Source organism: Hydrogenophaga palleronii, from assembly GCF_031457455.1.
GTDB classification, from domain to species: domain Bacteria; phylum Pseudomonadota; class Gammaproteobacteria; order Burkholderiales; family Burkholderiaceae_C; genus Hydrogenophaga; species Hydrogenophaga palleronii_A.
In genome coordinates, this window is record NZ_JAVDWU010000011.1 from 189,294 (window position 1) to 207,889 (window position 18,596).

19 protein-coding genes are annotated in these 18,596 nt (G+C 64.9%); 7 read left to right on the forward strand and 12 right to left on the reverse strand.

The window, feature by feature from the left end:
- The first annotated feature begins 6 nt into the window (after nucleotides 1–6).
- From J2W49_RS22150 to J2W49_RS22170, 5 genes are all read left to right on the forward strand, one after another.
- The gene (locus J2W49_RS22150) at nucleotides 7–1,233 is read left to right on the forward strand and encodes an ABC transporter permease (protein WP_310321251.1); all 1,227 of its coding nucleotides are present in this window, start codon (nucleotides 7–9) and stop codon (nucleotides 1,231–1,233) included.
- A 16-nt stretch (nucleotides 1,234–1,249) separates the two neighbouring features.
- Nucleotides 1,250–1,972, forward strand: a complete 723-nt coding sequence (locus tag J2W49_RS22155; protein ID WP_310321254.1) for an ABC transporter ATP-binding protein — start codon at nucleotides 1,250–1,252, stop codon at nucleotides 1,970–1,972.
- Nucleotides 1,973–2,056: 84 nt separating this feature from the next.
- A complete protein-coding gene (locus J2W49_RS22160; protein WP_310321257.1) occupies nucleotides 2,057–3,208 on the forward strand; it encodes an SPFH domain-containing protein in 1,152 nt (383 codons plus the stop codon).
- A 21-nt stretch (nucleotides 3,209–3,229) separates the two neighbouring features.
- A complete protein-coding gene (locus J2W49_RS22165) occupies nucleotides 3,230–4,540 on the forward strand; it encodes a TFIIB-type zinc ribbon-containing protein (RefSeq protein ID WP_310321259.1) in 1,311 nt (436 codons plus the stop codon).
- Entirely contained in the window at nucleotides 4,537–4,803 is a 267-nt protein-coding gene (locus tag J2W49_RS22170) for a hypothetical protein (RefSeq protein ID WP_310321262.1), read from the forward strand. Before J2W49_RS22165 ends, J2W49_RS22170 begins: the two co-directional genes overlap by 4 nt.
- A gap of 17 nt (nucleotides 4,804–4,820) precedes the next feature.
- Here J2W49_RS22170 and J2W49_RS22175 read toward each other — a convergent pair whose 3' ends face one another.
- Together J2W49_RS22175 and J2W49_RS22180 are read right to left on the reverse strand one after the other, a co-directional pair.
- Complete coding sequence (locus J2W49_RS22175; protein WP_310321264.1) at nucleotides 4,821–5,399, reverse strand: NADPH-dependent FMN reductase; 579 nt, start codon at nucleotides 5,397–5,399, stop codon at nucleotides 4,821–4,823.
- Nucleotides 5,392–6,180, reverse strand: a complete 789-nt coding sequence (locus J2W49_RS22180) for an antibiotic biosynthesis monooxygenase (protein WP_310321266.1) — start codon at nucleotides 6,178–6,180, stop codon at nucleotides 5,392–5,394. The genes J2W49_RS22175 and J2W49_RS22180 overlap by 8 nt, the downstream gene beginning before the upstream one ends.
- A 99-nt stretch (nucleotides 6,181–6,279) precedes the next feature.
- Between J2W49_RS22180 and soxR the strand changes: the two genes are divergently transcribed.
- Nucleotides 6,280–6,717 carry a redox-sensitive transcriptional activator SoxR gene (gene soxR, locus J2W49_RS22185; protein WP_310321268.1) on the forward strand — a complete coding sequence of 146 codons (438 nt, stop codon included), beginning with the start codon at nucleotides 6,280–6,282 and terminating at the stop codon, nucleotides 6,715–6,717.
- A gap of 150 nt (nucleotides 6,718–6,867) precedes the next feature.
- Here soxR and J2W49_RS22190 read toward each other — a convergent pair whose 3' ends face one another.
- From J2W49_RS22190 to J2W49_RS22210, 5 genes are all read right to left on the reverse strand, one after another.
- Nucleotides 6,868–7,320 (reverse strand): SRPBCC family protein, encoded by a 453-nt coding sequence (locus tag J2W49_RS22190; protein WP_310321271.1) that lies wholly within the window; start codon nucleotides 7,318–7,320, stop codon nucleotides 6,868–6,870.
- Nucleotides 7,317–7,688, reverse strand: a complete 372-nt coding sequence (locus J2W49_RS22195) for an ArsR/SmtB family transcription factor (protein ID WP_310321274.1) — start codon at nucleotides 7,686–7,688, stop codon at nucleotides 7,317–7,319. The genes J2W49_RS22190 and J2W49_RS22195 overlap by 4 nt, the downstream gene beginning before the upstream one ends.
- 86 nt (nucleotides 7,689–7,774) lie before the next feature.
- The gene (locus J2W49_RS22200) at nucleotides 7,775–8,575 is read right to left on the reverse strand and encodes an ABC transporter ATP-binding protein (RefSeq protein ID WP_310321277.1); all 801 of its coding nucleotides are present in this window, start codon (nucleotides 8,573–8,575) and stop codon (nucleotides 7,775–7,777) included.
- Nucleotides 8,568–9,635, reverse strand: coding sequence for a FecCD family ABC transporter permease (locus J2W49_RS22205; RefSeq protein WP_310321280.1), 1,068 nt, complete (start codon nucleotides 9,633–9,635; stop codon nucleotides 8,568–8,570). The genes J2W49_RS22200 and J2W49_RS22205 overlap by 8 nt, the downstream gene beginning before the upstream one ends.
- Nucleotides 9,632–10,735 carry an ABC transporter substrate-binding protein gene (locus J2W49_RS22210; protein ID WP_310321283.1) on the reverse strand — a complete coding sequence of 368 codons (1,104 nt, stop codon included), beginning with the start codon at nucleotides 10,733–10,735 and terminating at the stop codon, nucleotides 9,632–9,634. The genes J2W49_RS22205 and J2W49_RS22210 overlap by 4 nt, the downstream gene beginning before the upstream one ends.
- Nucleotides 10,736–11,115: 380 nt before the next feature.
- Between J2W49_RS22210 and J2W49_RS22215 the strand changes: the two genes are divergently transcribed.
- The gene (locus J2W49_RS22215) at nucleotides 11,116–12,369 is read left to right on the forward strand and encodes an amidohydrolase (RefSeq protein ID WP_310321285.1); all 1,254 of its coding nucleotides are present in this window, start codon (nucleotides 11,116–11,118) and stop codon (nucleotides 12,367–12,369) included.
- Here J2W49_RS22215 and J2W49_RS22220 read toward each other — a convergent pair.
- From J2W49_RS22220 to J2W49_RS22240, 5 genes are all read right to left on the reverse strand, one after another.
- Nucleotides 12,341–12,841, reverse strand: coding sequence for an Lrp/AsnC family transcriptional regulator (locus J2W49_RS22220; protein WP_310321288.1), 501 nt, complete (start codon nucleotides 12,839–12,841; stop codon nucleotides 12,341–12,343). The two genes, J2W49_RS22215 and J2W49_RS22220, sit on opposite strands and share 29 nt — an antisense overlap.
- Before the next feature lie 175 nt (nucleotides 12,842–13,016).
- The gene (locus J2W49_RS22225) at nucleotides 13,017–14,369 is read right to left on the reverse strand and encodes an aspartate aminotransferase family protein (RefSeq protein WP_310321291.1); all 1,353 of its coding nucleotides are present in this window, start codon (nucleotides 14,367–14,369) and stop codon (nucleotides 13,017–13,019) included.
- Nucleotides 14,366–15,472, reverse strand: a complete 1,107-nt coding sequence (locus J2W49_RS22230; RefSeq protein WP_310321294.1) for a phosphotransferase — start codon at nucleotides 15,470–15,472, stop codon at nucleotides 14,366–14,368. Before J2W49_RS22230 ends, J2W49_RS22225 begins: the two co-directional genes overlap by 4 nt.
- Nucleotides 15,472–16,137: a haloacid dehalogenase type II gene (locus tag J2W49_RS22235; RefSeq protein ID WP_310321296.1), complete on the reverse strand. Its 666-nt coding sequence runs from the start codon at nucleotides 16,135–16,137 to the stop codon at nucleotides 15,472–15,474. The genes J2W49_RS22230 and J2W49_RS22235 overlap by 1 nt, the downstream gene beginning before the upstream one ends.
- A 292-nt stretch (nucleotides 16,138–16,429) precedes the next feature.
- Nucleotides 16,430–18,433, reverse strand: a complete 2,004-nt coding sequence (locus tag J2W49_RS22240; protein ID WP_405001065.1) for a 4-oxalomesaconate tautomerase — start codon at nucleotides 18,431–18,433, stop codon at nucleotides 16,430–16,432.
- Between the last annotated feature and the right edge of the window lie 163 nt (nucleotides 18,434–18,596).

Here is an 18,596-nt window from a genome sequence, read left to right on the forward strand (position 1 = left end):
GCGCGCATGACCACCCTGCTCGGCTTTGAACTCCGGGTGGCCCTGCGCTTCCTGCGTGAAGGCCGCATGCAGACCCTGCTGATCATGGTGGGCGTGGCCGCGGGCGTGGCGGTGATCGCCTACATCTCGGCGCTCATCAGTGGCCTGCAGACCAACACCTTGAACAAGACCCTGGGCGCGCAGGCGCACATCACGCTCAGCTCACCCGACGACGTGGTCACGCCAGCCGCTGCACGCCAGCCCGGCACCACCGCGCTGACCGAAACCCAGCCACGCGTCCAGCGCCTGCGCTCGGTGGCGAACTGGCAGGCCCTGCTGCCGCTGCTGGAAGCGCTGCCAGACATTGCGGCCGTCTCGCCCATGGTGTCGGGGGGTGGGCTGGCCCTGCGCGGCGAGGCCACGCAGGCGATCGCGCTCATGGGCGTGGAGCTGGACCGCTACGACCGCATCGTGGGCCTGCGCGGCAAGGTGGTCAGTGGGGTGGCCCGGCTGGCACCCGGCGAAGCCATCGTGGGTCGCGAACTGGCGGCTGATCTGGGCGTGCGCGTGGGTGATCGCCTGACCGTGCAGACCGCGCTGGTGAGCGAGCCGGTGCGCGTGACCGCCCTGGTGGACCTGGGCGTGCGCGATCTGAACCGCCGCACCGTGATCGTGCCGCTGCGCGCCGCACAAAGCCTGTTGGGCTTGCCGGGCGGAGCCACAACCATCGACCTCACGGTGCGCGACGTGTGGACGGCGCAGGCGCTGGCCGACGACCTGCGCCGACGCTTCCCCTACCAGGTGGAAAGCTGGCAGGAGAGCAACGCGCAACTGGTCTCGGCACTCAACGCGCAGTCGGTCAGCACCAGCCTGATCCGCGGCGTGGTGCTGGTGGTCGTGGTGCTGGGCATTGCCAGCGTGCTGGTGGTGTCGGTGGTGCAGAAGGGCCGCGAGATCGGCATTCTGCGCGCCATGGGCGCCACGCGAGGGCAGGTGCTGCGGGTGTTTCTGCTGCAGGGCGCGGTGGTGGGGGCGGTGGGGTCGGTCGCGGGGCTGGCGCTGGCGGTGTTGCTGATCTGGCTCTTTACCAACTTCGTGCGTGGGTCCGACGGCCTGCCCTTGTTCAACATCACGCTGCAGCCCGCGCTGGCGTTGCGCATCGCGCTGCTGGCCACGGTGTGCGGCGTGCTGGCGGCCATGGCACCGGCCAGGCGCGCGGCCGCGCTGGACCCGGCGCAGGCCATCCGCATCTGACGGTGTACCGTTTGAAATGACCGACGCCACACCACAGCCCCTGATCGAACTTGACGGCCTGCGCAAGACCTATAACGCCGGCCTGCCCGCCGAGGCCGAGGTGCTACACGGTGTCTCCTTGCGGGTGAACGTGGGTGAATTCATCGCGCTGATGGGGCCATCGGGTTCCGGCAAGAGCACGCTGCTCAACATCCTGGGCCTGCTCGAACGCATGACATCGGGCAGCTATCGCCTTCAGGGCGAGCCGGTGCAAGATCTGGACGACACCGAACTCACGCTGCGCCGCCGCCACCTGCTGGGCTTCGTGTTCCAGTTCCACCACCTGCTGCCCGCGTTCTCCGCACTGGAAAACGTGACCATGCCCTTCCTCATGACTCACGGGCATGTGAACGATAAACAACTTGCGCATGCGCGCGAACTGCTGGACGCGGTGGGTCTGTCGCAGGCGATGAAAAAGCGGCCGTCTGAACTCTCAGGCGGCATGCAGCAGCGGGTGGCTATCGCGCGCGCACTGGTGATGTCGCCCCCGCTGGTGCTGGCCGACGAACCCACCGGCAACCTGGACACCGCTTCTTCCGACGAGGTGTTTGTGCTGCTGCGGCGCATGCACGCCGAGCGCGGGGTGTCGTTCGTGGTGGTCACCCACGATTCGCGGCTGGCGGCGCGGTGTGACCGGTTGGTGGAACTCGTGGATGGGCGGATTGCGCGGGATGAGGTGACGCCACCGTCTGGTGTTTGAGATTGCCAACCAGACCGTTCTGGGCGGTATAGTCTGGCGGCTGTGGCAGGCACGGTAGCCCGCCAGGAATCATGGAGAAATGTCATGGGTCTTGTTCAGGCAGTGGCGGGTTCGATTGGCGGCACGCTGGCCGATCAGTGGAAGGATTTCTACACCGTACCGGCCGGATTGCCGGCCACGGCGGCCTTGTTTGCGGCCGTGCCACAGGGAACCAACGCCGGTCGTGGCTCGAACACCAAGGGTTCCTCGAACATCATCACCAACGGATCGAAGATCGTGGTCCCCGAAGGCTATGGGCTGCTGCTGTTTCAAGATGGGGCGATCACAGGCTTCGCTGCCGAGCCAGGCGGGTACGAATGGCGATCGGACGATCTCAATTCCAAGTCGATCTTCGCGGGCGATGGTCTTGTCGACCCGCTGATCAAGCAGAGCTGGGAGCGTTTCAAGTTCGGCGGCCAGCCGGGTTCGCAACAGGCCGCGTTCTTCGTCTCGCTGAAGGAGTTGCCGAACAATCGCTTTGGCACGCAATCCGAGATCTACTGGGACGACGGTTTCCTGAACACCCAGGTGGGCGCGGTGACCCGCGGCTCCTACACGCTGAAGATCGTCGATCCGATCCTGTTCGTGAAGCATTTCGTGCCGGCCGCCTACCTGCAGGCCGGCAGGGTGTTTGATTTCACCGATCTCGACAACGACGCTGCCAGCCAGCTCTTCAACGAAGTCGTGGGTTCGCTCGCCCCGGCTTTCAGCCTGTACACGAACGACCCCGGCAAGGGCAATCGCATCACCAAGCTGCAGCAGGATTCGGTGGGTTTTGCCCAGAGCCTGTCCGCTGCGGTGGAGAGCGCCTACCAGTGGAAGTCCGATCGCGGGCTGGCCATCGTCAAGACCGCCATCGTGTCCATCGAATACGACGCGAACACGCGCGAACTGCTCACCAAAGTGCAGCGTGCCGATGCGCTGGCCGGTGCGCGGGGCAATTCCAACCTGCAGGCCAGTGTGGCTTCGGGCATTGAATCGGCGGGCGAAACCGGCGGCTCGGCGGGTGTGATGGGCCTGGGCATGGCCACCGGCATGCTGGGTGGCATTGGCAGCTTGCAGCAGCCTGTGGCACCGGCCGCGCCGGTAGCGGACGACCCGATTGCCAAGCTGAAGAAGGCCAAGGAAATGCTCGATCTGGGCCTGATCACGCAGGCCGATTACGACGCGGTCAAAGCCAAAGCGCTGGGCCTGTAAGCAGCGGGCGGAGCAGACGGCTTGAGCAATTCGCGCGTTCCTTCGACGGAGCCTCAGAAAATCGGTCCGGGCTCGCCGCAGGAGGTGCCACCGGCGCCGGGCAGCTTCCCGATCGACCCGGCGACCCTGCCCGAAGCGATCCGGGACGAGCTGCTGGCGCCCGATCCGGTCGCCATCGACACGTCGGCCGAAAAGCTCAAGGATGGCCTGAACCGCTGCCCGAAATGTGGCGCCACCGACATCCGGCACAAGCCCGGCACCGACCTGCTGATCTGCCTGTACTGCCGCCACGAATGGCACGGCGAGCGGGTGGAGGAGGCGTTCGGGTTCGGCGAAGGCATCGACCAGCTCAGGGACACGGTGGTGGCATCCGGTGCCCGGGACATCGCAGCCGATGCCGCCAGCCTGATGAGCTTCAAGTGCGCGGGGTGCGGGGCCGAGGTGACGGTCAACACCGAAAGCACCATGACAGCGCGCTGTCACTGGTGCCGACACGTGTTTGGGGTGAACGAACAGGTGGCCAACGGCGCGGTGCCTGACGCCATTCTTCCTTTCCGAGTCAAGAAAGACGACGCGGTCGCACGCATCCGCCAGTTCGTGGACAAACGGCGTTTGTTCGCACTGAAGGCGTTCAAGGACGAGTTCACGCCCGACAACGTCACCTGCGTGTACCTGCCGTACATGATCGTGGATGCCAATGCGAGCGCCGATGTGGCCGGGCAGGGCGAGATCGAGACGCGCCGCTACACACGCGGCAGCGGCAAGGACAAAAAGACCTATTACGACGCCGATGTGTACCAAGTGCAGCGCCATGTGGATTTCACCGTGGACGACCTGCCGCTGGAGTCCTCCGCCCATCGCCGCAATCTGGATGTGCGCAGCAACACCAACAACATCATCAACACCATCCTGCCGTTCGACACCAAGAACGCGGTGAAATGGAACGCGTCGTACCTGATCGGTGTCACGTCGGAGAAGCGCAGCATGGATGTGGCGCACCTGCGCCCGCACGTGGAAGACCAGTTGCTGTCGATCGCCCGTGCGCAGATCGTGTCATCGGTGAACCGCTACGACCGCGGCGTGCGCTGGGAGCAGGAGCAGCTCAGCGTGCACGGCACGCGCTGGGTGTCGATGTACCTGCCCGTGTGGCTGTATTCGTACCACCAGCAGGGCAAGAACGGTGGCCTGCTGCACTACATCGCGGTGAACGGCCGAACCGGCGAGACCATGGGCAGCGTGCCCGTGCAACAGTGGAAGCTGCTGACGGCTGCCCTCGCCGTCGGCACCTTTCTTGAAGCCATTGCACTCTGGATCATAGGGAATTCGGCATGAACGACGACGGCGGACTGTGGCTGCTGCTGTTGGGTCCGGCCGGTGCCACCGCCCTGTACTGGGCCTTGTACCGGTACTACCGCAACACCGACAAATCGCATGCCTTTGAACACGAAACCGACGTGAAGGCCGAGCCTGTGACCGGTTCAGACCGGAAGGTCAACGAGGTGAAGGGCACGCAACAGCCGCGCATCTCTGGCGACAACGTGCGTGACTACCGCAAGCGTGTGCGGCGCATCGAGAGCCCTGACCAGGCCCGATAGGGTGGACTGCCAGGGGCTCAAGCCGAGGTTTGGTATGGCCGTTTCAATCGGGCTTCGCGCAACGCTTCGCTCCACCATGCCAGTCGATCGAGCAATGTTTTTGCGCGCTTTGCCCAGGCTTGGGCCTGCACGGGTACATGATCACCTCCAAAGGCCTCCCAGGCGTTGGTGAAGCTGACCGCATCGCGCACCGTGGTCGCATGGACCTCGGCAAACACCTGCCGCAGTTGTTCGATCGCCCGGGAACCGCCCGAGGCACCACCGTAGGAAACGAAGCCGACCGGCTTGGCGTGCCACTCCTCCTGATACCAGTCGATGGCCGTCTTGAGCGCGGCAGGGTAGCCGTGGTTGTATTCGGGCGTGACCACCACGAAGGCGTCGGCGGCGCGCAGGCGGGCACCGAGGTGTGTCACGGCGGGGGGCTCCTTTTCAGTGAAGGCTTCCGGCAGGCCAGCCTCGGCCAGATCCACCAGGTCAATGTCCATGTCGCCCCGCTGCGTGGCCTGCTGGATCAACCATTGCGCCACGGTGGGGCCGAAACGGCCTTCGCGCGTGCTGCCGATGATGACGGCGATGCGATGTGCACGCTCATGCATGGGGAACCTCCGTGCGGCGAGTGCTCGCCTGACTGGCTGCGCCGATGACGTGCGGGAGACGGAAGCGCTGCAGGCCTCTTTGTGTGATGCCAGGCATGGTGCGCACGCGGTGCCAGGCAGAAGACTCGTGCTGGGCGATGCCTGTTCCACCGGCCATGGCCTGGAGATGCGCTGCTTCGCTTTCCCATTGCGCGATGTTGGCGATCCGGCCATCGTCACAGACATGGAAATGCGCCGCGATCAAGCCGGGTACGCGGTCGCCTTCCAGAGCGGCGCACACGGCATCGATCCACGACTGCTGCAGTGCTGCGGTTGCCGCCTCCACGCGCACCACCACGAAACAGCCGGTGGGGGCAGGCGATGGCTGCGCAAGGTGGCTGCGGTACAGCTTGAAGCGACCCAGGCCGTCGCGCACGATGCCGGGGACTTCGGTGTCGATCAGGTCAACGCGGGCATCGCGATGACGTGCCACAAACGCTTCGAACGCTGCGTCCTCGGTCCAGCGTGAGTGGTGCAGCAGCGTGGTGCCATCGATGGACGGGAAGACGTGGTATGACCGCAGACCGTCCGGCCAGGGGCGCTCGTCCCAGGCGCGTTCGATGGCCTGCAGGACAGCCCATTGTCGCGATTGAGTCTGCACTCCCCATTCGCTGATCATGGTGCTGCCGGTTTCGGCAGGGTCGAAGCGGGGCAGCCCGGACTCCTGATGGAGGCTGCGAGGCGCCGGGAACGGTCCGGCACGGGGGGCGAGGGCGGCTGGGGGAGTGGTTGGGGGATTCATGAAAGGCTTCTCCTTGAGTGGGCGGTAAATACCGGCAACACAGATGCTAGAAGTTCAAGTTAACTTGAAGTCAAGCCCCCAATGCGATAAGGTGCCCCCATGTCACCCTTGATCACCATTTCCGAGGTGTCCCGCCGCAGCGGGGTGCCGGCTTCTGCGCTGCGGTTCTATGAAGACCGAGGCTTGATCAGCTCCGAACGCAGCGGCGCAGGGCATCGGCGCTACCCGCGCGCCGTGCTGCGGCGGGTCGCCTTCATCGTCTTTGCGCAACGGGTGGGTCTGTCGCTGGAAGAGATTGGCGCGGAACTGGCGCGGCTCCCGCCGAACACGGCGCTCAAAGCGGAGGACTGGGCCGTGCTGTCCAGCAACTGGGCCAACCGCATAGAGGCGCGCATCGCCGAGCTGGAGCGGCTGAAATCCGGCCTGACGGATTGCATTGGCTGCGGATGCCTGTCTCTGGAACATTGCAAACTGGTCAATCCCGAGGACCGGGCGGCGCGCTATGGGCCCGGGCCGGTGCGCTGGATCACGGCATAAATTGCGCAAGGTCATGGTGGCCTCGCTGGTATCAACTCCCCCTGGAAGAAGCAGGGCTTCGGGCCATGATCGTGGGCGATGCTGAACTGGCGGTAGACGCGGCTTTGTTGCGGCGCGCTCTCCCATCTTTTGCCAGACGCCGTCAATGGGTCAGGGCCGGGTCTCAGTCAGCGCCGCGTCGAGGCTTGCAAGGATCTGCGTCCAGCCCTGGCGTGCACGGTCGGCGTAGTCCTTCCACTCGGGTTGCATCTCTGCGGTGAGACGCAGCGTGCAACCGCCATCGCTTTCTGGCGTGATCTCGATGGTCACGATGTCGAAGGTCGGCGATGCGGCCGGAATGCCGAAGGTGAACACCAGCCGTTGTGGCCGCACAATGACAAGGTATTCCCCGGTGTGCTCCACATCGCCGTCGGGTCGCCGGTCGGTCAGCACGAACTGCCCACCGACGCGCGGGTCGATGTCGCAGCGCACCATCTCACCGGTTTCCGTCGAGAACAAAAATCGGCTCGCCAGGCGCACGTCGAGCCAGGCATCGAACACCCTCTCGGCCGATTGGCGGAATCGGTGATGAACAATGATGTCGAGACGGTCTTCGGTTTTCATGGTCGACGAGCTCCTTTGGTTGGCTGGGTTGAACTTGCGTCCTCCTCGTCCAGCAGCGCCTGCATACGCTGCAAGCTGCCCAACCAGAAGCGTTGGCGCGACTGAAGCCAGTCCGATGCCTCTGCCAGCGGCCGCGGCTCAAGACGAAGGAGATGTTCGCGGCCGAAGCGGCGGCGCGTGACGAGGCCGGCGCGCTCCAGGATGCGAATGTGTTTGGACACGGAGTTGAGCGAGATGTCAAACGGCGCAGCCACGTCGGTCACACGAGCCTCGCCGGTGGACAATCGCGCCAGTATGGCGCGGCGAGTCTCGTCGGCCAGGGCGACGAACAGGTCGTCGAGTCGGTCTGCGGTCAACGCGTTTTTCATTCACCTATTTTGGTGAATATTCGATGGCGCGTCAACAACAGCCGTTTTTTCTTAGGTCGGCCGTCGGAACTTCTTACCCTCTCAGTTCACCTGCTTGCCAGCGCCGGGTGTGGTTCCATGCGTGTTGCGCGCAAGGTGCGCACATAGGGCAGGCCATCCAGATCGTGGAGCACATCCACCGGCACGTGGTACAGGCGGTGGACGAGTTCGCTGCTCAGCACCTGGGCCGGGGGGCCGAAAGCCTGCAGGCGTCCATCGCCGAGCACAATCAGCTGGTCGGCAAACTGCGCCGCCAGGTTCAGGTCGTGCAGCACGGCCACGCTGATCCACCCTTGGGCCGCCGTCTGCGCCTGAAGGTGCTCCATGAGCTGCATCTGGTGCTTCAGGTCGAGCGCGCTGACGGGCTCATCCAGCAGCATCAGCTGCGGCTGGCGCAGCAGCACCTGGGCAAACAGCACCATCTGGCGCTGGCCGCCGCTGAGCGTGTGCACCGGGCGGTCGGCCAGGTGGGCGATGTCCAGTGCCTGCAAGGCCGCCAGCGCGGCGTCCAGATCGTCGTCCGACAGGCGCATGGACAGCCGCTGCAAGCGCCCCAGCACCACCACTTCGAGCGCACTCAGGTCCAGATCCAGCTGGGTGTTCTGCGGCATGTAGCCAATGCCTTGCCGCCACGCCGACAAGCTGTGCGGCTTCATCGGTGTTCCACGCAATTGCACCCTCCCTTGAGCCAGCGGCAGCTCACCAAACAGGGCACGCAGCAGGCTGGTCTTGCCGGTGCCGTTGGGGCCGATGATCACGTGCAGCTGCCCGGCGCGCAGCTGCAGGTTCAGCCCTTCGACCAGGGTCAGATCGCCGATGCGCAGGGTCAGGTCGTCCAGCTCAAGCATGGCGGCGCTTTCGGTTGCCCAGGATGAGCCAGATCATGAACGGGACTCCGATCAGCGCCGTCACGATGCCGATGGGAAACAGCGCGCCTGGCACGATGGACTTGGACAGCACGGAAGCGACAGAAAGCATCAGCGCGCCGCACAGCGCCGATTGCGGAATCAGGAACCGCTGGTCTTCGCCGACCTGCATGCGCGCGATGTGCGGCGACACCAAGCCGATGAAGCCGATGATGCCCACGAAGCTGACGGCGGTGGCGGTCATCAGCGCGACCAGCACCAGGGTTCTCAGACGCAGCCGGGTGACGTTCACACCCAGGCTGCGAGCGCGTGCTTCGCCCAGTCGCAGGCAGGTCAGCTGCCAGGCGTCGCGGTGCAGCAAGAGTGCGCACGCCAGGGTCACGCCGGCGGTGATCGCCAGCATCGGCCAGGTGGTGCGCATCAGACTGCCGAACAGCCAGAAGATGATCTGCTGGTTCAATTCGGGGGAAGAAAGGAACTGCAGCAGCGACAGCAGCGACTGGAACAAAAACAGCAGCGCGATGCCGGCCAGGATGAGGGTCTGGCTGTTGACATGGCGCATCAGCGCCAGCCCGAACAGAAAGCTGGCCGCCAGCATGCAGAAGACAAAGGCGCTGAGGGGAATGGCCACCAGGGACGGCAAGCCCAGGCCGCCGGTCACCAGCGCCAGTGCCGCACCGAAACCGGCCGCCGCCGCCAGCCCCAGCGTATAGGGGCTGGCCAGGGGGTTGTCCAGCAGGGTCTGCATCTGCACCCCGCCGAGCCCCAGCGCCGCCCCCACCACCAGCGCCATGAGCGCGATCGGCAAGCGCATGTCCATCACGATGGCGCGCGTCGTCGGGTCCGCCGCCGCAGGCGCCACCAACGTGCGCAGCACGTCGCCCAGCGCCAGCAGCGAAGGGCCGGTGGCCACGTCCAGCGTCAGGCTGCACAGGCTCAGGCCGACGAACAGGGCCAGCCAGCGCCACCGCAGCGCCTCGCGCCGACGTTGGCGTTGCAGAACATGGACGCCCGACTCAGGCGCGGCGGTGGTGTCGGTCATTGCCCGTTCAGCACGAAGGTGCCGCTGGCCGGGATGGGCAGGTAGCGGCGGTAGAAGTCGCGGTAGGTGGCGCCGGGATCAATGTCGGCAAACAGCGTTGGGTACAGCGCCTTGGCCAGGTACTGCAGCTGCGCCGCATCCAGGATGCTGCGCGTGGCGCCGTGGTAGACGCCGTGCAGGCGGCCGTCCTGGACCGCGGGCAGGCCGCTCCATCCCTTGCGCTGGGCGAAGCCTCGCAGGCGCCGGCGGGCCTCGTCGCCGGGCACGCCGAAGCCCATCTGCATGGCGTCGGGCTGGCTCACGCTTTCATAGCCTGCGATGAACACCACCTGCGGTTTCGAGACCAGCAACTGCTCGGGGTTGATTGGCCCCCAGTCCTTGATGAAAGGCGCGGCCACGTTGTCGCCTCCGACCAGATCGACCATGGCGCCCCACATGTTCTTTCCGTAGGTGTAGCTGTGTTCGGCAGGCCCCTTGTCGCCCAGTTCGATGTACGTGCGCGGGCGAGGCAGCTTCGCCTGGGCGACGCGCTGCTGAATGGTCTGCACGATCTGCTGGTAGCCATCCGCAATGCGCTGCGCGCGCGCCGTTTCGCCGGTGATCTGGCCCAGCACCTTGGTGCTGGCCAGGTGGCGCTCCAGGGTCTGCGCGTTGTAGTCCACCACCACCACCGGAATGCCGGCGGCTTCCAGGCGGGGGATTTCAGACGCCAGCGCCTTGAATTGCCAGTCGGCCAGGACTGCCACGTCCGGCTTCGTGGCCAGCGCCTTCTCCAGCGAAAAGCTCTGGAACTGCACGCTGCCCACGTCGACCACGTCGCGCAGCGTGGGCCGCGCGGCTGCATACGCTTCCCATACCGCAGGCCGCGACTTGACGAACCAGCCGAGTGACAGTCCCACCAGGCGCTCGAAGGCCTGGTCGCCGCCCACGGCCAGATAGTCCTCGAGGTAGAACCCCAGCAGCACCCGCTTGGCCGGCAGCTCTAGCGTGACCTTGCGGCCCAGCACGTCTTCGATGGTGCTGGGCGCGGCCCAGGCACTGAGCGCGCTCAGCGCGAGGGCGGCGGTCAGCGCCAGCTTTTTCCAGGGTGTGTGAGTCATTCGCATTTCCAGCGTGAAGCTGCCCTTGATGTCTTCGAGCCTTCCGAAGCCGGCCGGCCCAGACGGGTGTGGGCGATTCGCATCAACATTCCTTTGGTAGACCGGAAAGATCCCGGCGAAATGCACGATCTTACATGCGAATGATTCGCATAACATGTATCGCTGTGTCGCAAAACCTGCAAGCGCTTGCCATGGCGCTGGGCAAAAGAAGCATCTGCTTTTCCCTGCCATCAGAACCACATTTGCTGTGGCTGCGCAGCATACAAAAAGCGCCTGCGCGAAGGTGTTTGCTCCTAATCTTGCTTCATGCTTGCCCCTTGCATTCCCCCATCCCATGCCTTTTCACGGCTCAGGCCTTGTGCCTTCATGAAGGAGGGGTCATGACCTCATGCGGTATCAGTGGGATGAAGAACGTCTCACCCGCCACCATCGCCGCGCCTGTGTCCGACCTGCTTCCGGACCTGATTGCCCTGCGCCGCGACCTGCATGCCCATCCCGAGCTTGCCTTTGAAGAGCGACGCACCGCCGGCATTGTGGCCAGCGGGCTGCGATTGCTGGGTCTTGAGGTGCAAGAGGGCGTGGGAGGGACCGGGGTGGTGGGCACGCTGCGGTGTGGCAAGGGCAGCAGCAGCGTGGGCCTGAGGGCCGACATGGACGCCCTGCCCATGGTGGAACTGGGTCAGCGCGCCTACGCCAGCCGTTCGCCTGGCAAGCACCACGGCTGCGGGCATGACGGCCACACCAGCATGCTCATGGGCGCCGCACGGCACCTGGTGCGCAGCCACCGGGCGCTGGGGTTGGAAGGCACCGTGCATTTCATTTTCCAGCCCGCAGAAGAGGGCAAGGGTGGCGCGGCCCGCATGATCGAGGACGGGCTCTTCGAGCGCTTTCCCTGCGACAGCGTTTATGCCCTGCACAACTGGCCCGACCTGCCTCTCGGCCATGCACAAACCCGCCCCGGTTCCATCATGGCGGCGGCCGACCGGTTCGACATCACTGTGCGAGGCAAAGGCGGCCACGCCGCGCAACCCCACCACACGCCCGACGCGATCCTGGCCGCCAGCCAGCTGGTCACCCAGCTCAACACCATCGTGGCCCGGCGCATCGACCCGGGCGAGTCGGCCGTGCTGTCGGTCACGCGCATCGAAGGCGGCCACAGCCACAACGTGCTGCCCGCCGAGGTGCAGATCACCGGCACGGTGCGCAGCTTCGACCCCGCCGCGCAAGACCGTATCGAAGCCGCCCTGCATGCCGCTGCCCAAGGCGTGGCCTTGGCCAGCGGCACCGAGGTGCAGGTGGACTACTTGCGCTATTACCCCGCCACCATCAACACGGCGGCAGAGGCCAGGCTGGCGCTTGAAGCCGCCCAGGCGGTCGGTCTGCAGGCCCAGGTCGCGCCGCGCGCCGCGTTCACCTCGGAAGACTTTGCCTTCATGCTGCAGCGCAAGCCGGGTGCCTACTTGTGGCTGGGCCAGGGCCGCGCCGACCCCGGTCCCGAGGGCGAACGCGCCCTGCATCACCCCTGCTACGACTTCAACGACGACGCACTGCCGCTGGGCGTGCGCTGGTTCTGCGAAGTGGCAGCGCGTGCACTCGCCGGCGCCATCACGCCCACCGCTTCTGCGCCGCGATGATGCTCAGCGGGTACTCGCGCCGGTCCAGCGGCTGGCGCAGGACGATCCGGCAGGCGAAGCGCTCGATGCCGATGTCGTCTTCCAGCATCCTGTCCATCAGCGCCTGGAAGTAGCCGACGCCGGGCGCCACGATCTTCAGCAGGTAGTCGTAGCCGCCGCTGACGTTGTAGCACTCGATGATTTCCTTGTACTTTTCGGCGCCTTGCTCGAACAGGCGAAAATCAGGCGGCCGGTGACTGCCAAGGGTGATCTCCGCGAACACGATGACGTGTTCGCCCAGCATGTTCAGCGCGATGTCGGCACCGAAGCCCCGGATCAGCCCAATCTCTTGCAGCCGCCGGGTGCGCAGCAGACACGGGCTGGCGCTCAGGCCCACCGCATCGGCCAGATCGACGTTCGAGCAACGGCCTTCGCGCTGGAGATGCACGAGGATCCTGAAGTCGATTCGGTCGAGAGAAACGGCAGCGCTCATCGGGCCATCCTACTGCTGGATGCGTCTAGGGCGACGCTGAACAAGTCTCACGTGGCGTGCGCATCCCGCCTGCGGGCGGTCTGCTGCGTTGCAAATCCTCGCGATACCGCCCGGTATCGCTGTGGTTTGCGCCTTGCATCCCATCCCGCAGCCGGGCGCGCACATCCACGAAGACTTATTCAGCGTCGCCCCAACGCGCCTCGGTGAGCGATTGGTCCAGCACATCGATCACCATGCCGGCCTGCTCGGCCGACAGCACCAGCGGCGGACGGATCTTGAGCACGTTGTGGCCCTGGGCGCAGGCGCTGAGCAGCACGCCTTTGTCGCGCATCAGGTTGACCACCTTGCTGGTCAGGCCGCGGTCCGCCGCCCGCGTGGTGCGGTCCGACACGAGTTCGACGCCCACGAAGAGCCCCGCGCCCCGCACATCGCCAATGGCCTCGTGCTTGGCTTTGAGTCCGGCGATGCCGTCGAGCAGCAGCTTGCCGACCTGGGCGGCATGTGGCATCAGCTGTTCCCGTTCAATGGTCTCCAGCACCGCCAGGGCCGCTGCGCAAGAGACGGTGTTGCCGGCGAAGGTGTTGAAGTAGCGCGAGTATTCGCCGAACTCCGCCAGGGCGTCGGCGGTGGCGAGCAGACCGGCGATGGGCTGGCCGTTGCCCATGGGCTTGCCCAGGGTGACGATGTCGGGCATCAGGCCGTGGCGCTGGAAGCCCCACATGTGTTCGCCGGTGCGGCCAAAGCCGGGCTGCACCTCGTCGGCGATGAACAGGCCACCAGCGCGTTGGATCGCTTCCACCGCGCCCTTCAGGAAGCCTGCGGGTTCGGGCAGGATGCCGTCGCTGGTGAAGAGCGAATCGACGATCAGGGCCGCTGGCTTGATGCCGTGGCGCTGCAGGTCGGCGATGGCCGCCTCCACGTCGCGCGTGAAGCGCTCACCCAGGTCGGCGCCTTCGGCGTGGTACTGGCGGGGCGCCGCCACCAGGCGAACGTGCGGGCCAAGGTCGACCGTCGGGCCCAGCGACGGCGAGAACTGCGACACCGCGTCGGTGATGCCGTGGTAGGCCGTGTCGGTGACGATCACGCCCGTGCCACCGGTGCGCACCTTGGCGATGCGGTAGGCCAGGTCATTGGCCTCGCTGCCGGTGCAGGTCAGCATCAGGTGGGCCAGGTCCGTGCCGGGCACGCTGGCGAGCAGGCGCTCGGCCAGCTCCAGGATGGTGTCGTGCAGGTAGCGCGTGTTGGTCGCGAGCGTCTGCACCTGACGGCAGATGGCTTCCGCCACAGCGGGGTGGCAGTGCCCGAGCGAGGTGACGTTGTTGTACGCGTCCAGGTAGCGGCGACCTTGCGGGTCGATCAGCCATGCGCCTTCGCCACGCACGATGTGCAGCGGGTGTTCGTACATCAGCCGGTAGGCCGGGCCAAGCAAGGCATTGCGCCGCGCGATCATGGCCTCGGTGGCGGGTTCGATGTTGGCGCGCCCGGGAATGTAGGCGTTGACCATGTTGAAGTCTGCGGTGGTTTTCATGAGGAAATTCCGTTTCTGTTGGGAGTCAATAGACGATCGCGCGCTTCGTGCCGCGGGATGTCCGCCATCTGCGACAGCGCCTCCCATGCCGCAGGGTTGTGACGCATGATGTACGCCCGGTTTTCGGGGTAGCGCAGCGCGCGCCATTCCGAGATCAGGGCGGTGATGAGGTGGCGCGTGACCATGAGGTCGGCGACGATCTCCTGCTCCGGCTCGGTCAGCTGCAGCACGGCCTGGTAGGCGCCGACGAACTGCGACGGTCCCTCGAACGGGTCGGCGTTGCCGGTCATGTGGAAGGCGGCCGCGGTGGCTACCTCGCCCACCAGCGGCGCATGGAGCATGTCGCCGAAGTCGATGATCCCCGTGATGCGCGCCTGGTCGTCCGGTGCCACCAGCACGTTGTAGAAGTGGTAGTCGTTGTGGATCACCTGCGCCCTCAAGGACGCGAGGCGTGGCAGCACGTGGACGATGAAGCGCTTCATGAACGACTGAGCCAGTGCGCGCCGTGGCCCTTCGGGCAAGCTGTCGAGTTGCACAGTGAGCCGGTGCGCGGCCGACACGTTCCACAGCAGCTCGTGCTTGGCCGCAGGGTGCGTGAAATCTTGCAAGGCAAGGTTCAGTTCAGCCAGTGTCCGGCCCATCGCCACGCGCTGCGCAGCGGTGCGCGGCGTCTCCCGGATCTGAGTGCCTTCCAGGTAGGTGAGCATGCGCACCGACGTGCGGGCACCGTCGGCGAGCACCACAGTCTCACGCGTTCGACCATCCAGCGTGCGCACCACGCGGGGTACCGGCTGGCCGGGCGATGTGCGGGCGATGTGCTCCAGGGCGGCGATCTGGAATTCGACCAGCGGCACCGGCTCGGAGGGGTTGCTGATCTTGAACACGTAGCGCGTGCCATCGGCGGTTTCTACGGCGCAGTTCTGGTCACGTTCGCCAGCCAGCGGTTTGATGATGCTGCCGTCGATGCCGTAGAGGCGCGCCACCAGCGCCTGCACCTCGGCCGGAGCGAGATTGGGCGCTGCGGTGCTCAGCTCCGCAGCCTCGTTCGGGCCTTCCGGTGCCGCCGCCCCGGGTGGACCACGGTGTGCATCGGGGCTGAACATCACAGACCCAGCAGAGCCGGCAGTTGACGAACGTCGGTCAGACGGCTCACGCCGTAGTTGGTCGACGTGGGCTCGTGACCCCGGTCGATGAAGGCCTTGGCCATGAAGCCCAGGTCGGAGGCCGTCATCAGGTCGTAACGGAAGCTGGACGAGACATGCATCATCTGTTCGGGCCCACAGCCGAGCTGGTCGAACATGTACTCGAAGGTCTGCATGCGCGGCTTGTAGGCGCGCGCTTCCTCGGCGGTGTAGACCTTGTGGAACGGTGCCTTGAGGTGCGCGACGCTGTGGGGAATGAGATCCACCATCGAGTTCGACAGGATCACCAGCGGCACATGCGGCGCGATGGCTTCCAGCACTTCCACCACGTTCGGATGGGGCTGAAAGGTTGGCACGGCCGCGTACAGAGCGGCCGCGTCCGATGCCAGGCACTCGATGCCATGCTTCTTGCACGCGCGCTGAATGGAGTTCTCCACCACGTCGTAAAACGGCTTCCAGTCGCCCAGTACCTCGTCGAGGCGATAGGCACGGAAGCTGTCCAGGAAAGCCGGCATCCGCTCGGCCGGTACACGGTCCTTGAACAAGACCTTTGCCGTCGGACCCATCTCGAAGTTGATGAGGGTGCCGTAGCAATCGAAGCTGATAAATCTTGGTGTAAATATCATGGACTGACCCACTGCGTTAAGGTGGATCAAGTCTAGGATGAGCATGCCTGAAAGCGATGCTATATCGCATCGGAATCCAAGCAGTTTCTTGGTCATTCCACGGGGCCCGCAGCATTTTTTTTGTGCTGTTGGGGGGCGCCGGACCGACGCCTGGACCACAAAGACCTTTCTTCGGTATTCCTGGGTGGGTCACTCACCAGCAGTGCCCACAGGTCAGAACAAGGTGTCGCTCGCAGGGATCTTCGCCGGCTCCCGGGCCCTGGATTTCTGGCCTCGAAAGAGGCTCAGCCTCTCAGTCCATGCTTAGGTCGGGTCGCAGACCGGCCTGACGCACCACACCCTGCCAGCGTTCTCCTTCCGCCATCAGCAGATCGTGCAGCTGGCCGGGGGTGGAAGTCTGCACCTGGGCACCATCGGCTTCCATGCGAGCCACAATCTCTGGATCCTTCAACACGCTGTTGAGTGCAGAATTCAGTTGCCTCACTACAGTGGGGGAGGTCTTGGCCGGCGCAAACAAGGCATACCACTGCGTCATCACCACGCCAGACACACCTGCCTCCTGCAGCGTGGGAACATCGGGAAGGCTGGGCAAGCGATCCGATCCGGCAACTGCCAGCGCCTTCAGGCGTCCGCAGCGCAGATACGGCAGTGCCGTGAACAGGCTGGGGAACATCAATTGCATGAACCCATTGGCCACCTCGGCAATCGCAGGGGCAGCGCCTGAGAAATCCATCCGCTGCAGCCGGGAGCCGGTCTGCAGACGGAACAGCTCGGCCGCGAAGTGTGGCACCGTGCCCTCACCAGCCGATGCGTAGCTCAGCGGTTCACTCGACTCACGCAGCAAACGCACCAGGTCCTGAACGCTGTCCACTTTCAGGGAGGCTGGCACCACAAGCAGCGTGGGCGAATAGCCGATCAGGCCAATCGGCGAGAAGTCGGCCACCGGGTCGTAGCGCAATTTCTGCAGAGCAGGGTTGATGCCATGGGTGGCGATATAGCCAAACATCAGCGTGTGGCCGTCAGGCTGGGCTGCGGCCACATACTCGCAAGCGATGCTGCCATTGGCACCAGCCCGGTTGTCCACCACCACTGACTGACCGAGCAGTGGACCGAGCTTTCGCATGAGGGTTCGCGCCATGGTGTCGTTACCACCACCTGCACTGGTGGGAACGATCACGTGTACGTCGCGCTGAGGGTAGTGCCGCGAAATCATCAGCTCTGGTATGGCCTCGGTTGCAGCAGGTGCGGGAGGAAACACATATCCGGGGAGATGCAAGATGCCCTGCATGATCTTTCGCGCCGTGCGCACCAACGATGCTCTCTGCACGGTAGCCGCGTCACCCATGCCATCAAGCTCAACCTCTACATCAATCTGCCCGGCTGGGTGCAGGACAACAAGCGGATGGCGCCCCGGCACCCGAGCTTCGCCACTGGCCACGGTACCTGGGAGTGCAAAGGCGGTAGCGACGCCAATGGCGCCGGTGACAGCGTGTGAGGCGTGACATCTATGCGGAGTGAAATAGCGTGAGGTGATGCTGTTGGGTGTATCCCCTGCGCTGACCAGAACCGGCTTGGGGATCACACTGCCCGAGACGTCGCCCAACCCCATGCGCTCCCCGACTTGCAAGCGCAAGAACTCGATCCGTTCAAGAAGCCAGGCATTTGCGTCGAGTTCTGCTGGACGCTCCCGGCCAGTCAGACCCAGATCGGCGGCTCGCAGGATCATCAATGGCATCGCCGCATCAATGCACGTCACATCCAGACCGTCGATTTGGTCAATGCGGCGCCCCGTAGGAAACAGCTGACCTGTCACCGCACCCCATGCATCCAGAAAGTTCAGGAGCACGGGCGCCGCTGTACCCGCCACCCCATCGATTCGGGCGTCACCGTCGTATGTCACCTTGCCGCCAGGCGTACACACAGCAACCTCAATTTTCGATCCGGTATTGACGTTGTAGATCCGAACCGTCGTGATGCCATCTTGTGCCGGCAGCAAACCTTGATCGAGAGCGAACGGGGCAACCCCCGACAACATGTTTCCGCAGTTGGGGCGGGTATCCACCGACTGGTGACCCACGCCCACTTGGGCAAACAGATAGTCCAGGTCGCAGTCCGGTTGCGACGAGCGCGACACGATGGCCACCTTGCTGTTGAGCGTGCTGCCACCACCCAACCCATCGAGCTGCAGAGGATCCGATGCACCAATGGCACCGATCAAGGCGTGATCTCTAGGTCCGTCTCCCTCCGGCAGCCAGTCGCGCAAAAAGAACGGGCCGCGTGAAGTGCCGGCTCTCATGAGAACGCAAGGAATGGACAAGGTCATGGCGGAATCAAGAACTCAATTACCAGAAGGAGCACGCTGATGTCTGGCACAGACAGGCATTGCGGTCTGCACCAACAGAAAAAAGGAGGTCTCCAGTGGAGACCTCAACCATGAAGAAACAAACCTCCCTGGAAAC

Excerpts from the sequence above, each read along its gene's own strand:
- J2W49_RS22240 (WP_405001065.1), bottom strand. The coding sequence starts at position 18,433 with ATGAGAGCCGGCACTTCACGCGGCCCGTTCTTTTTGCGCGACTGGCTG.
- J2W49_RS22180 (WP_310321266.1), bottom strand. The coding sequence starts at position 6,180 with ATGAATCCCCCAACCACTCCCCCAGCCGCCCTCGCCCCCCGTGCCGGA.
- J2W49_RS22170 (WP_310321262.1), top strand. The coding sequence starts at position 4,537 with ATGAACGACGACGGCGGACTGTGGCTGCTGCTGTTGGGTCCGGCCGGT.
- J2W49_RS22230 (WP_310321294.1), bottom strand. The coding sequence starts at position 15,472 with ATGTTCAGCCCCGATGCACACCGTGGTCCACCCGGGGCGGCGGCACCG.
- J2W49_RS22175 (WP_310321264.1), bottom strand. The coding sequence starts at position 5,399 with ATGCATGAGCGTGCACATCGCATCGCCGTCATCATCGGCAGCACGCGC.
- J2W49_RS22195 (WP_310321274.1), bottom strand. The coding sequence starts at position 7,688 with ATGAAAAACGCGTTGACCGCAGACCGACTCGACGACCTGTTCGTCGCC.
- J2W49_RS22160 (WP_310321257.1), top strand. The coding sequence starts at position 2,057 with ATGGGTCTTGTTCAGGCAGTGGCGGGTTCGATTGGCGGCACGCTGGCC.
- J2W49_RS22235 (WP_310321296.1), bottom strand. The coding sequence starts at position 16,137 with ATGATATTTACACCAAGATTTATCAGCTTCGATTGCTACGGCACCCTC.
- J2W49_RS22210 (WP_310321283.1), bottom strand. The coding sequence starts at position 10,735 with ATGACTCACACACCCTGGAAAAAGCTGGCGCTGACCGCCGCCCTCGCG.
- J2W49_RS22215 (WP_310321285.1), top strand. The coding sequence starts at position 11,116 with ATGACCTCATGCGGTATCAGTGGGATGAAGAACGTCTCACCCGCCACC.
- soxR (WP_310321268.1), top strand. The coding sequence starts at position 6,280 with ATGTCACCCTTGATCACCATTTCCGAGGTGTCCCGCCGCAGCGGGGTG.
- J2W49_RS22190 (WP_310321271.1), bottom strand. The coding sequence starts at position 7,320 with ATGAAAACCGAAGACCGTCTCGACATCATTGTTCATCACCGATTCCGC.
- J2W49_RS22220 (WP_310321288.1), bottom strand. The coding sequence starts at position 12,841 with ATGAGCGCTGCCGTTTCTCTCGACCGAATCGACTTCAGGATCCTCGTG.
- J2W49_RS22155 (WP_310321254.1), top strand. The coding sequence starts at position 1,250 with ATGACCGACGCCACACCACAGCCCCTGATCGAACTTGACGGCCTGCGC.
- J2W49_RS22205 (WP_310321280.1), bottom strand. The coding sequence starts at position 9,635 with ATGACCGACACCACCGCCGCGCCTGAGTCGGGCGTCCATGTTCTGCAA.
- J2W49_RS22150 (WP_310321251.1), top strand. The coding sequence starts at position 7 with ATGACCACCCTGCTCGGCTTTGAACTCCGGGTGGCCCTGCGCTTCCTG.
- J2W49_RS22225 (WP_310321291.1), bottom strand. The coding sequence starts at position 14,369 with ATGAAAACCACCGCAGACTTCAACATGGTCAACGCCTACATTCCCGGG.
- J2W49_RS22200 (WP_310321277.1), bottom strand. The coding sequence starts at position 8,575 with ATGCTTGAGCTGGACGACCTGACCCTGCGCATCGGCGATCTGACCCTG.